The following is a 12,463-nucleotide window of genomic DNA, read 5'->3' as shown; positions in this document are numbered from 1 at the left end:
CCTGTCGGAGGCCACGGAGGCATGAACTACTACGACTTTGGCTTGGCTCATGGCCTGTCAGAAGCGGGATGCAGAGTGACCGTTTACACCTGTCAAGAGACGGTAGTTCCATCCGATGCATCTTTTGCCGTACGTCGTTTTTTCAAAGGGGTGTATGGTGCAGGGTCGCTACCAATAAGGATGCTGAAGTTTGCTGCAGGAGCAGCATGGTCCGTTCTGCATGCCCGATGGAACAAGACCTCAATTGCGCATTTCCATTTTTTTCGCTACGGAGCTGCCGAGCTGCTAATGGTCTCGCTGGCTAGGCTCTGTGTTTTGAGAGTCGTCGTAACCGCACATGATGTTGAAAGCTTTGCCGGACGGGATGTTGCTTGGCTAAGTCGCTTGGTCATTGCATTGTCCCACCATCTTATTGTTCATAACCAAGTGAGCAAGCAAGAAATTATTCGAGTTTTTCCGAGCTCCATAGAAAAGGTTTCAGTCGTCCCTCATGGAAACTACGTCGGTTTTCAGAATGCCGCTCTCACCAAAGAGCAGGCAAGAGAGATGCTAGGTCTTCCTGCAAACGCTCCAATCATCCTTTTTTTTGGTCAGATAAAACAGGTCAAAGGACTGGATGTGCTTCTGGATGCTTTTTCCATAGTCAGAAAGCAGTCCCCCGAAAAAGTTTACTTGGTCATTGCAGGAAAAGTCTGGAAGGATGACTTCTCTAGTTATCAGAGACAAATTTCGGACTTGGGCATTGCGGATGACGTAATCCAGAATATTCGATACATCCCGGACTATGAGGCCGTTGCATATTACAAAGCAGCGGATGTTGTGGCTCTACCATATCGCCGCATTTACCAAAGTGGGGTTTTATTGATGGCCATGAGCTTAGGCACTTTGACTGTTGCTTCGGACCTCCCTGGAATGACCGAAGTGATAGACGATGGCGTCAACGGATATATTTTTAAGAAAGATTCTCCAGAGAGTTTAAGCATTGCTCTGCTCAAAGCGCTTTTCAGCGAGAAGCGTGTGTCGACAGAATTGATTGACTCAGCGTATCGCAAGATGATCGACGTTTATTCCTGGAACAGAATTGGCCAAAGCTTGTACACCGATTATCTGAAAGTTCTACCACCCGGCTCCTCGCTTTGAGTGCGGGAAGCACCTCAACATAGGCTCCGCCACTATGGCAACTTTTTTGTATTGTCTATGCTTGATTGCGCCCCTTCTTCTATTTAAGAAGCGGGATATTTTTCAGCCAGAGATGATCGTCAATGCTTATTTTGTTGTTTTTATTGGCATTGGCCCTCTTGCGATGCAAGCTTTTGCGCCCTCGCTTTATCTTTCCGGCAACTATGATTTTGTTCTCCAACTGATATCGCTAGGTTATATAAGTCTTAACGCCGGATTTTTACTTTCAAAGTTGACGTTTAATTCGTCAATGATTAGCGGAGCAGCTCAAAAACGTGCAGCTACGTTCAAGCCGACTGGCTATAGATCAATTGCGAAGCTCTTGATTGGGATTGGCACTGTATTTCTTCTGCTTTTTTTCTTACGTGCAGGTGGTATTCCACTTTTAGCCACAAACAAGGAAGCAGCTCGGACCGCGGCTTTAGAGAACTCAGGTGCCGGCTACATTTTATGGTTGGCCACGTTGTCGATGACTGGGATCTTGCTCTATGCAGCGATTGAATATTGGAACAGCAAAAAGTATGGAACGTCACCATCCACCTGGATTATCATTTCAGGAATTTTTGTCGGCATCGCTCTAGCAGGAACTGGCTCAAGGCGTTACACATTCTGGACTTTAATATATATACTTTCGAGCTTTCATTATTTTAGAAAAGAGATTAGCTTTAAGTATTTTATCGCCTTTGGCTTGCTTGCTTTTTTGGGCGTTAATTTATTTGAAATGTATAGAAACGCCGGAAGCGACACAACTACCAGCCTACTTACCGCTAGTTACTACCGAGTAATTGTTTATTTTAATAACTTAGAGGCCACATTTTCAGCTTTCCAGAGCGCGGAACTAATGTATGGCAAGACTTTCTTTATGGATATCTTGACCGTTCTGCCCGGTAAACAAGTTGATTTCCAATCTTGGATCAAAGAAGTAACCGGCATGGAGTTTGAAGGGTTCGGGGTTCCTCCTACAATCGTTGGTGACCTTTATATCAATTTTGGAATTCCAGGAGTTGCGCTTGGGTGCTTTGTATTCGCATATCTTTTGAGAAGCTATTATCTTCGCTCTACTCATCCGACATCAAGATCCCCAATAACTATTGTTTCATATATTATGATCTTGGAAGTGGCAATAAGAACACTAACTTCAGGGATTTCTGCCCAAGCAATGGGTGCTCTTTGGGTATTTATTGTTTTAGCATCCATTAAGATCTCTAGGAAAATCTTTTTTAGTGCCTCCAATCAGAAGTCTGGGCTGCCCAGTTTCTCTGCATATTAGTGCTGTTCATGAGAGGCTGGCATATGTTTTTAAAGGTTAAGGGATCGGGGTTCCGGTCGGCTCTCAGCATGGGTTTGAAGCTGGGCGGTGCCGCCATGGCTTTCGTTTTTTATGCGCAGATCAGTCGGCTTGTTGCCACTGATAGAGCCGGTGTGTTTTTCTGGGCTATTGCGTTTTCTTTGGCTGCGTCGACAGTAACGCGCGTCGGCTTGGATTTTGCGGTAATAAAATTAGTGAGCCAGGAAAAGGATGGATTGCGTAATTCCGCATTGCGTTCTGAGATGTACATGGTAATCCTACTCTCTTTCTTATTTTCGATGGCGCTCTGCTTGCTGTTTCTGATTTTTCGCAACCCCATTCTGGCTTTTTGCAATCTTCCCAAAGACAGCACGCTTTTGGTGCTTATCATGATATTCGCCATTGGTCCAATATCAGTTTACATGATCATTGCGTCGATTCTTAATGGCCTCGAAAGGAATGTATCTGCATCCTTTCTTCAAACGGGAATGCAGCAGTGCTTGGTGGTTGTTATCCTGTTTTCCCTGACTCACTTGTACTCAGATACCGAGCTAGCTATTGCTTGGTCCTATTTCCTTGCGGCGTGCTTCACTGCGCTTTACTCCATTTTCTTGCTTGTTCAATGCTCTGGTTTTCCAAAACTCAAAGAGCTGCGCACGAGTAATGGAATCAATACTCTCAGAGCGTCGATACCACTGTGGCCTGGGGCTCTCGCAGATATGGCCATCAATGCCCTGCCCACGACATTAGTCGGAATTGCGTCCACACCAAGCAGTGTCGCCCTTTTTTCCGTACCTCAAAGAATTGCCAGCGTGGTTTATTTTGGTTTTGCCTCTATTAACGCAGTGGCCGCTCCACAAATCGGAAGGGCAATAAAGATGGGGGTTGGAGCGGGCGACATATATCGCCGCTTTACGCGCATGATGATTATCACAGTAATCCCAGGTTGCTTTTTTTTGGGCGCTATTGGGAAGCCAGTGCTTTCGGTATTCGGCAACGAATACCGAGACGCGTTCTATGTTTTGCTTTTTCTTCTGAGCGCTCAGGTCATCCATGCACTATTCGGGCCCACACTTATGCTTCTTATCATGAGTGATAGGCGCCGAGCCTACTCGTGCGCGATGTTTTTAGGTGCCGCTGTCACTTTCAGCATGACATTAATACTGGCTTATTGGCATGGCGCACAAGGGGCGGCCGCAGGCGTTTTTCTGGGGGTTCTGGCGCAAAAAATGCTGGGTTTTGTCTTGGCCAGGCCTGTACGCAGTGATTTTTCGACCGACCCCAAATAGTTACATATGAAAGTACTACGTATATTAGGGATTAGAGGAATTCCGGCTGCTCATGGCGGCTTCGAGACCTTTGCTGAGCAGGCTGCACTTTATTTCGTGTCACAAGGTTGGCGCGTTATCGTGTATTGCCAAGAGAGTGGCACAGGCCCGATATATGAGGACAAATGGAAGAACGTAGAGCGCATTCATATACCGGTTGCTGGCGATGGCCCCGGAGCGACGATGCGCTTCGACTGGCACACGACATTGCATGCGGCCCGCCACAAAGATCTTTGTCTAACCCTGGGATACAACACTGCGGTCTTCAGTGCTTGGCTCCGCGTCCATAGCATCCCAAACGTCATCAATATGGATGGCATCGAGTGGTCCCGCGCAAAGTGGGGGAAAGCAGCCAAGACTTGGTTTTGGCTAAATGACTGGGCCGGTTGCTGGCTCGGCAACCATTTGGTTGCAGATCATCCCGAGATCAAAGAACACCTTAAGAGCAGGGTGCGCGCTAGCAAGATCACGACAATCGCCTACGGAGCCGACAAAGTTGCTAGTGCACCAATGGAGGTTGTCACCCCATATGGATTGGAGCCCGGGAGGTTTTTAACCGTCATTGCGCGCCCCGAGCCAGAGAACTCACTTCTCGAAATCGTAAGCGGCTTTTCCCGTGAGCGACGTGGTCTTCATCTTGCCGTACTCGGCAGGTACGATCCGACAAATGCTTATCACCGCGCCGTACAACAGGCGGCCAGCGACGAAGTGAAGTTTCTGGGCGCTATTTATGAGAAGCCCATTGTTCAAGCTTTGCGCTTCCATAGCTGGGCGTACGTACATGGACACCAAGTCGGCGGCACTAATCCCTCTCTGGTAGAAGCCCTGGGCGCAGGCAACGCCGTTATCGCACATAGCAACCGATTTAATCGGTGGGTCGTCGGCGATGGAGGGGTCTATTTTGATGGAGCGGATGACTTCGCTCGCGTTCTGCAGGAGCTCGTGGCTGACCCTGAGAGGGTGAACCAGATGCGTGCTGCATCTGTTGCACGCTATGAGGCTGAGTTCACCTGGGACAAGATTTGCAAGGAGTACGAGGCACTGCTGACCCGCTTTCTCCCTGCATAAATTCCCTTCATCACTGTTGGTGGCATCCCTCAAATAGCTGGATGGCGCCCAGTTCATTCAAGACATTGCATCTGCAACTCTACCTATGACCCTACTCGTCACCGGCTCCGCCGGCTTCATCGGCTCCTGCGTCATGCGACAGCTGGTCGCGGAGACGGATGAAACCATCGTCAGCATCGACGCGCTCACTTATGCGGGCAATCCCCTTTCCTTCGGCGAAGCCGCGCATTCACCGCGTCATCACTTCGAGCATGCGGATATCCGCGACGAAGCCCGTATGCGCGGGATCTTCGAAAAATATCAACCGCGCGCCATTTTGCATCTGGCCGCCGAAAGCCACGTTGACCGCTCCATTCACGGGCCGGCGGAGTTCGTCAGCACCAATGTCATCGGTACGTTGACGCTACTGCAGGTGGCGTTGGACTACTGGCGTGGCTTGCCGGAACCGCAGAAGAGCGCCTTCCGCTTTCAGCATATTTCCACCGACGAAGTTTTCGGCTCGCTCTCGCCCACCGATCCGGCTTTCGAAGAAACCACACCGTATGCGCCGAATTCGCCTTACTCGGCGAGCAAGGCCGGCTCCGATCACCTCGTGCGCGCCTGGCATCACACGTATGGCCTGCCCACGTTGATGACCAATTGCTCCAACAACTACGGGCCGTATCACTTTCCCGAGAAGCTCATTCCGCTGATGATCCTCAACGCTCTGGAGGGCAAGCCCCTGCCCGTCTACGGCGATGGGCTCAACGTGCGGGACTGGCTGTACGTGGAGGACCATGCCCGCGCCTTGCGCCTGGTCCTTGAACGCGGAACCCCGGGCGAAACCTACAACGTTGGTGGCGCAGCAGAGCGCAAGAACATCGACGTGGTTCATACGCTTTGTGCGGTTCTGGATGAGTTGCACCCGCAGGGTGCGCCACACAATCGGCTCATCACCTATGTAAAAGATCGCCCTGGGCACGATCGTCGCTACGCCATCAACTTCAACAAGCTGGAAAGCGAACTCGGCTGGCGCCCGCAGGAAAGCTTCGAAACGGGCTTGCGCAAGACCGTGCAGTGGTACCTGGACAACCCGGATTGGGTCGCTTCGGTTCGCAGCGGCGACTATCGCAAGTGGGTCGAGAAGAACTACGAAGGGCGGAACTGAAATGAAGGGCATCATCCTGGCCGGCGGTTCCGGCACCCGGCTGTATCCGCTCACCATGGCGGTGAGCAAGCAACTGCTTCCGGTTTACGACAAACCGATGATTTATTACCCGCTTTGTACGCTGCTGATGGCGGGCATTCGCGAAATTCTCATCATCTCTACCCCGCAAGACACGCCACGTTTCGAGCAGCTGCTCGGCGACGGCAAGGATTGGAGCGTTTCGCTGACCTATGCTGTGCAGCCATCTCCCGATGGCTTGGCGCAAGCCTTCATCATCGGGGAGTCTTTCATCGGTGGCGATCCTTGCGCACTCGTGTTGGGCGACAACCTTTTCTTTGGCCACGACCTCAGCGATCGCCTGAAACGGGCTGCCCAGAAGAAAAAGGGCGCAACCGTTTTCGCCTATCCGGTGGTCGATCCTGAGCGTTATGGCGTGGTGGAATTCGACGCCGCCGGCAAAGCCCTGAGCATCGAAGAAAAGCCCAGCAAGCCCAAGAGCCGCTACGCGGTGACCGGTTTGTACTTTTACGATGAAAGCGTTGTCGAGGTCGCAAAGTCCATCAAGCCTTCGCCGCGCGGCGAACTTGAGATCACCGACCTCAACAATCGGTATTTGGAAATCGGCGAACTCGATGTCGAGAAATTCGGTCGTGGAGATGCCTGGCTCGATACCGGCACGCATGAATCGCTGATCGAGGCCGGCCAGTTCGTGCAGACCATCGAGAAGCGTCAGGGCCTGAAGATGTGCTGTCCAGAAGAGATCGCATGGCGCCAAGGCTGGATCGATGACGCCAAGCTCGAAGCCTTGGCGAAGCCGTTGGCCAAGAGCGGCTACGGCAAGCATTTGCTGAGCTTGTTGCAGGACAAGGTGTACTAAACGCTGCTGTTTGAGCGGAATGTTGTTCCTCTCTCCCACTTGTGGGAGAGAGTCCCTCGAAGCGGGGAGAGAGGGCTCGTTTGATGATCAACTCATCTTTCAGAACACCCCTCTCCCGGTCCTTCGGACCACCCTCTCCCGCAAGCGGGAGAGGGAACAAGCTAGTTCAGTCGATGAGTCCAACACCATGAACTTCACCCCCACCGAACTCCCCGATGTCTTCATCATCGAGCCGCGCGTCTTTGGTGACGCTCGTGGTTTTTTCTTCGAAAGCTTCAACCAGAAAGCTTTCCGTGAAGGCACAGGCGTGACGCTGGATTTTGTGCAGGACAATCACTCGCGCTCCTCGCTAGGTGTGCTGCGCGGCATTCACTATCAGATGGTGCAACCTCAGGGAAAACTGGTACGCGTATCGTCAGGCGAGGTTTTTGACGTTGCAGTGGATCTGCGCAAGAGCAGCCCCAACTTTGGCAAGTGGACCGGTGTGATCTTATCCGCCGAGAACAAGCGTCAGTTTTGGGTGCCGCCGGGATTCGGCCACGGCTTTGTGGTGCTGAGCGAATCCGCGGATTTCCTCTATAAAACCACGGACTACTACGCGCCCGCGCACGAGCGCGCCATCATCTGGAACGATCCGGACCTGGCCATCGACTGGCACTTGCCCGAAGGCCTTGCGCCATCGCTGTCGGGCAAGGATTCCGCCGCTCCGCGCTTCAAGGATGCCGAGGTTTACGTCTGATGCGCATCCTCGTCACCGGCAAAGACGGTCAGGTAGGTTGGGAGCTGCGCCGCACGCTTGCCGTGCTCGGCGATGTGGTCGCGGTGGATCGCACACAGCTCGATCTCTCCAACCCAGAGCAGGCCGCCAGCGTGGTGCGTGAGCTCAAGCCACACGTCATCGTGAATGCTGCGGCTTACACAGCGGTGGATAAAGCCGAATCCGAAGAGCCGCTCGCACGTGCTATCAACGCACTGACACCAGGCGCAATGGCCCTGGAAGCCAAGAAGCTCGGAGCGCTGTTCGTCCACTACTCAACCGATTACGTCTTCGATGGCCAAGCCACGCAGCCGTATCGCGAAAGCGATCCGGTCGCGCCGGTGTCGGCTTATGGTCGTACAAAGGAAGAAGGCGAGCGCCTGATCCGTGAGAGCGGCGCTAATCATTTGATCCTGCGTACCGCCTGGGTTTATGGCGTGCGCGGCAAGAACTTTCTGCTGACCATGCTGCGCCTGGCCAAGGAGCGCGATCGCCTGCGCGTGGTGGGGGACCAGATCGGCAGCCCCACATGGAGCCGCCTGATCGCCGAAGCAACTGCGGCGCTGGTGCTGAAGACAGCGGAGAAGCCCGTTGCTGAGACGCTGAACCTGACCTCGCAGGGGCAAACCTCGTGGCACGGCTTCGCATCAGCGATCGTGGCGACCGGGGCTGAGCTCGGTTTGTGTCCCAATATTCCAGTAGATGCTATCGGTACTGCTGACTATCCGACGCCGGCGCATCGGCCCGCTTATTCGGTGCTCTCGGCCGAGAATCTCAAATCGACATTCGATATTGCTCTGCCAGATTGGAAAACTGCGCTTGAGCTTTGTCTGGACGATCTAAAACGTTGACCGTACTAAAACGCGCAACCAGACATCGATGCGCGCCCTTCAGCTGGCAGAAGATTTGCTCTCCTGCATATCCGTAATCAATCAACACTCCTTTTATGACTATCGTCCCCGTCCTGATGGCCGGCGGTTCCGGCACCCGCCTGTGGCCGCTGTCGCGCGAGCAGTACCCCAAGCAGTTCCTGAAGCTGCTCAACGAGCGCAGCCTGCTGCAGAACACCGCGCTGCGGGTCGCCAGGCTCGAAGACTCCGCCCCGCCGCTGGTCATCGGCGGCGACGCGCACCGCTTCGTCATCGCCGAACAGATGCGCGAGATCGGCTTCGACCAGGCCACCGTCATGCTCGAGCCCGAGGGCCGCAACACCGCTCCGGCCGCGGCGGTCGCCGCCCACTACGCGAGCACGCATTTCGGTCCGCAGGCGCTGGTCTTTTTGCTCGCCGCCGACCAGGCCGTCGAGAACACGCCGGCCTTCGTCGCCGCCGTCGAAGCCGCCGCCAAGGTCGCGGCCACAGGCAAGATCGTCACCTTCGGCATCCAGCCCACGCATCCGGAAACCGGCTTCGGCTATATCAAGGCCGGCCCGGCGGGTGAGCACGGCGCCTTCGAGGTCGCGGCTTTCGTCGAAAAGCCCGTGCTCGAAAAGGCCCAGGCCTTCCTCGACGAAGGCGGCTACTACTGGAACGGCGGCATGTTCCTGTTCCGCGCCGATGTCTTCCTCGACGAGCTCAAGCGCCTGGAGCCCGAGATGCATGCGGCCAGCCTGCAGAGCTGGAACCACGCGGTGAAGGACATCGACTTCGTGCGCCTGGAGCCGACCGCGTTCAAGCGCTGCCGCAACGAGTCGATCGACTACGCGGTGATGGAGAAGACCGCGAACATCGCCCTGGTGCCGCTCGACGCGGGCTGGGACGACGTCGGCTCCTGGACCTACCTGGGCAAGCTGCCGGCGACCGACGCATCCGGCAACCGCCTGCGCGGCGATGTGATCGTCGAAGACAGCCAGGACAACCTCGTGCATGCGAGCACGCGCCTGGTCAGCCTGGTCGGCATGAAGGACACGGTGGTGGTCGAGACCGAGGACGCCGTGCTGGTGGCCCCGCGCGAGCGCGTGCAGGAGGTCAAGAAGATCGTCCAGAAGCTCAAGAAGGCCAAGCGCACGGAAGCGGAGACGAGCCCGCGCGTGTTCCGGCCCTGGGGCAGCTACGAGACGGTGGCGCTGGCGGACCGTTTTCAGGTCAAGCGCATCATCGTCAAACCGGGCCAGAAGCTGAGCCTGCAGATGCACCACCACCGGGCCGAGCACTGGATCGTGGTCTCGGGCACCGCGCGGGTGTACTGCGGCGAGAAGAACTTCCTGCTGACCGAAGACCAGTCGACCTACATCCCGCTCGGCCACACGCACCGGCTCGAGAACCCCGGCAAGGTGCCGCTCGAGCTCATCGAGGTGCAGTCGGGGGCTTATCTGGGTGAGGACGATATCGTCCGCCTCGAAGATGTTTATGGAAGGACGCCAGCTGCCAAAGCTTGACACTTTCTGACACCCAAACGGAGCCCGTCTGCACGGGTTCCGCTTTTGCCTCACTTGCCAGCGCTCACCCAATCAGCGCAACTATTTGCCGGCAAGGTTCGCAGCAGCCGCCATTTGCTCCCAAGTTGCAGCGGCCTTAAGGATGCGAAAGTTCTTCACGCATTTTTCGCCATAAGGTATCGCCCCTTGGCGATATCCGATATGGAAAGAGCCGCCAATCGAACTCTTGTTCACAATATGAGTGCCATTCGAATCGAGCGAGCCTTGCTTTGCGCCCACGTACATTCGAATGTTGCTACTACCGTCCACAGCAGCTGACGCAAGAGAAAGTTGCCAAGGTGAGGTCTGGAGGGCTAGTGATGAATAACTTACATTCGCGACATCAAATTTTCCCCCGACAGCACCAGTCCCATCTGGTCCAGCAAAGATGTCAAACACAGGTTGTTTAATATGGTCCTCTGGGCCTGCTCCGCCGTAAAGGCCTGGACGAATTGCACAGCCCCACCGTAGGTCGTCGCTGTTCTGACGCGCGTACCAAATATCATCCCAGCTTGTTTTAGCTGGACTGTCCGTATCGTAAAGAGTGGTGACTTCGCAGTAGACGCTCCAATCCAGCTGCCCTACCTCTTCTGGGAAGTAAGGCTCATTGGTGTCGCTGCCTGTCCCAAAAGACGAACTGCTCCCAGTATCCCCAAGATAGAGCATGCCGTGATCCGTGCGCTCAAATTGCATCGCTCCGATATATAAGCCAGCGCCCACTACACCTGCATAGCTTTCGACAGGAGTATCGGAGGAAACATCGGCAAGCCCAATAAACCCTACGGGTGTTAACGACCCCGTACCGCATGAATCGGTGAAACTGACTCGCAGCAAGTCACCGATTTCGGTGACATGCGTTTTATACGTTACGTCTGATGCATCAGGGTATCCGGACCTGTAATAAGTAAATTTTCCACCCATTTCATTCAGTACACGGCGGCTTGCCACATCAACGATGGCCTTGTGCTCTTGCCCCTGTGTATCGACGAAACCGAGGACCAGGGCGCGATTTCTATCGATTCTTTTGTGGTCGATATGGATGGAAACAGTCAACTGCACGCCCACCGTCTGCCCGTGTCTGTTTATAGTGCCTGGCAATACCCCGCGCCATGGTTGCCAAATGCGATGAAGCCCTGCATCACTAGTTTCTTCTACTTTTCGCAAGGTTGCCGGTCCTAGCATGACACTGCCGATCATCGCGCTTTGCGAAGTGACATTGATTTTTGACCATTGCGGTGCTGCAAAATCTCGAGAGGACCACCACCGGTTGGCTCGAGTTGGTCCCAGCATGTAGCCTTTGATCACATCTGCCGGAATTGGGGTCGGAGTTTCGCTCGATACAACTTCACCGTCCGCTATCAGGCTGCATGGATTGAAATAATCGAAATAGCGGACTCCATCGACGTTTGCTCCATTCCACGGGGGACCATCTAAAGCACTTCCCCTGGGAACGTACTCATTGGGCGCACCAACCTGCCCCTGAATTCGCTCTAACTGAGCGCACGCAAGCTTAATCTTTTGTGATCTGTCCTGACCTCGGATGATAAGGTCATAGGAAGCGGTCGCCTCATCGAGTTCGGCGCTAACGGCGTAGCGTGCAAGCCCATTCTGAGGCGGAGTAAAACCAATTTCAGCCACAATCACCGCATCCGAAGATCGTTGAATTTGTAATTGAACAGGTAAAGAAGTGTAGCCGCCCACATAAACCGAGAATGCGTAAGTTCCAGGCCATCGTTGGCCTATGTTGAACTTCGCAAGGTAGGAGGTGCCGCGCGCCTGCGAAAATTCATAAACATTCCGACGCTGTCGATATGGGCCTACGTCACTCAACAATCTCTTAGTGACACTCGGTCCAATCGACCAACCAGAGCTAAAGACGTCGTCTGCAACAAAGTTGTCCACGCGGCGCGCACCCCAAAACCTCGCTTCTTGATCGCGGGTCATCTGCAAAGCGCCATAACAATCGACCACCGAAGCGGGCCCGGATCTCCCAGTGGAAAGATCGGAGCCCACATCAGCGAAAGTGTTGCAAGTCAGTGGCCAGTGAACAGTCAGCGTCGCCGGATCATCGAGGTATGTGGGATTTGGATTGGGCTTTGGAGGAATCGTCGGATCGGAGGGACTGTCTCGATGTGGCGTTTCCTCACAACCAGCCGTAGCCAATCCGGCTAAAGCTAATGCGGAGAACAATCCTGGCACGGTGACATTTACAGACGACGGGATTAATGGTGATTGGCTACATTCGCCAGCTTCAGGCTTTATCTGATCGGCCGCCTCATCAGGCAAACTGATGTGGAGCTCCTGGTCACTACCAGCACTTATTGACGTCACGCTCGTCTCAGATTCTGTGATTGTTAGGTGCAGCGTCCGCTTGCCCATCTACGGACTCCGATGATGCTCCAA

At 54.2% G+C, this 12,463-nt stretch carries 10 protein-coding genes; 9 read left to right on the top strand and 1 reads right to left on the bottom strand.

Annotated elements, in window-relative coordinates; translation table 11 throughout:
* The first annotated feature begins 21 nt into the window (after positions 1–21).
* From WQQ_RS23755 to WQQ_RS12605, 9 genes are all read left to right on the top strand, one after another.
* On the top strand, positions 22–1,140 hold the full coding sequence (locus WQQ_RS23755) for a glycosyltransferase family 4 protein (RefSeq protein WP_192812975.1): 1,119 nt from the start codon (positions 22–24) through the stop codon (positions 1,138–1,140).
* A 34-nt stretch (positions 1,141–1,174) separates the two neighbouring features.
* Positions 1,175–2,449, top strand: coding sequence for an O-antigen polymerase (locus WQQ_RS23750; RefSeq protein WP_007185586.1), 1,275 nt, complete (start codon positions 1,175–1,177; stop codon positions 2,447–2,449).
* Positions 2,450–2,517: 68 nt separating this feature from the next.
* Positions 2,518–3,756, top strand: a complete 1,239-nt coding sequence (locus WQQ_RS12635) for an oligosaccharide flippase family protein (RefSeq protein ID WP_157534677.1) — start codon at positions 2,518–2,520, stop codon at positions 3,754–3,756.
* 6 nt (positions 3,757–3,762) lie between these two features.
* Positions 3,763–4,863, top strand: a complete 1,101-nt coding sequence (locus tag WQQ_RS23745; RefSeq protein ID WP_083844538.1) for a DUF1972 domain-containing protein — start codon at positions 3,763–3,765, stop codon at positions 4,861–4,863.
* 85 nt (positions 4,864–4,948) lie between these two features.
* Positions 4,949–6,010: a dTDP-glucose 4,6-dehydratase gene (gene rfbB / locus WQQ_RS12625; protein WP_007185582.1), complete on the top strand. Its 1,062-nt coding sequence runs from the start codon at positions 4,949–4,951 to the stop codon at positions 6,008–6,010.
* A 1-nt stretch (position 6,011) separates the two neighbouring features.
* Complete coding sequence (rfbA, locus tag WQQ_RS12620; protein ID WP_007185581.1) at positions 6,012–6,887, top strand: glucose-1-phosphate thymidylyltransferase RfbA; 876 nt, start codon at positions 6,012–6,014, stop codon at positions 6,885–6,887.
* Positions 6,888–7,074: 187 nt separating this feature from the next.
* On the top strand, positions 7,075–7,626 hold the full coding sequence (rfbC, locus tag WQQ_RS12615) for a dTDP-4-dehydrorhamnose 3,5-epimerase (protein WP_007185580.1): 552 nt from the start codon (positions 7,075–7,077) through the stop codon (positions 7,624–7,626).
* The gene (gene rfbD, locus WQQ_RS12610) at positions 7,626–8,495 is read left to right on the top strand and encodes a dTDP-4-dehydrorhamnose reductase (protein ID WP_007185579.1); all 870 of its coding nucleotides are present in this window, start codon (positions 7,626–7,628) and stop codon (positions 8,493–8,495) included. Before rfbC ends, rfbD begins: the two co-directional genes overlap by 1 nt.
* A 95-nt stretch (positions 8,496–8,590) precedes the next feature.
* Complete coding sequence (locus WQQ_RS12605; RefSeq protein ID WP_040454095.1) at positions 8,591–10,021, top strand: mannose-1-phosphate guanylyltransferase/mannose-6-phosphate isomerase; 1,431 nt, start codon at positions 8,591–8,593, stop codon at positions 10,019–10,021.
* Positions 10,022–10,102: 81 nt separating this feature from the next.
* Here WQQ_RS12605 and WQQ_RS24345 read toward each other — a convergent pair whose 3' ends face one another.
* On the bottom strand, positions 10,103–12,439 hold the full coding sequence (locus WQQ_RS24345) for a hypothetical protein (protein WP_007185577.1): 2,337 nt from the start codon (positions 12,437–12,439) through the stop codon (positions 10,103–10,105).
* Positions 12,440–12,463 lie beyond the last annotated feature (24 nt).

Source organism: Hydrocarboniphaga effusa AP103 (assembly GCF_000271305.1).
Classification (GTDB): Bacteria; Pseudomonadota; Gammaproteobacteria; order Nevskiales; family Nevskiaceae; genus Hydrocarboniphaga; species Hydrocarboniphaga effusa.
This window is presented reverse-complemented; position numbering and strand designations above follow the sequence as displayed.